The sequence below is a fragment of the Desulfovibrio sp. OH1186_COT-070 genome, assembly GCF_003860215.1.
Lineage (GTDB): Bacteria > Desulfobacterota > Desulfovibrionia > Desulfovibrionales > Desulfovibrionaceae > Desulfovibrio.
Window position 1 is genome coordinate 1 of sequence record NZ_RQYH01000137.1, and the last position, 604, is coordinate 604.

Consider the following 604-nt stretch of genomic DNA (forward strand, 5'->3'; position numbering starts at 1 on the left):
TTGCGACCCGATACGCGAAAAATGCAGCCTCATTCTTGGCCGCTATTCAGATCAGATGTATCTTTTTATGGGCCTCAATCTCGTGACGACACTATCTAAGACGCGGCCAGGGCATCCCACTCCTCGGGATAGAGCGAGATAAATCAAATAGACCTGATACAAAAAGGGATTAAGACTGTGTCAAGTCTGAGCCTGTCCGTGCTCTAAGCCATTAGAAATCAAATAGACCTGATACAAAAAGGGATTAAGACCCCCGGGCAATGAGGAAGGATGCAAACTGCTGGGCGTAAATCAAATAGACCTGATACAAAAAGGGATTAAGACCGCGTGGCCTCCCTGTTTGGGTTCCCGTCCTCTGCGGCAATCAAATAGACCTGATACAAAAAAGGGATTACGAGGACTGCGGACGCAGTTCAATTGCGTTTGCAATCTCAAAGTAATGAATTCTCCATCAGGATGGAGCGGTGATATTGGGTAACAGCTAAAGCTGGCGTTTGCGGATGAAATGATAACGTACAGAAAGTTTCGCACATTTGAAAAATGACGTAGCCCTCCAAGTTGGTTAGGTTTTGGTTAGGGCGATCAACCCCCAGACCAACAAGGA

1 pseudogene is annotated in these 604 nt (G+C 46.5%); it reads left to right on the top strand.

The window, feature by feature from the left end:
* Nucleotides 1-86: pseudogene (locus EII23_RS12245) on the top strand (IS5/IS1182 family transposase); the annotation flags it as partial.
* Between the last annotated feature and the right edge of the window lie 518 nt (nt 87-604).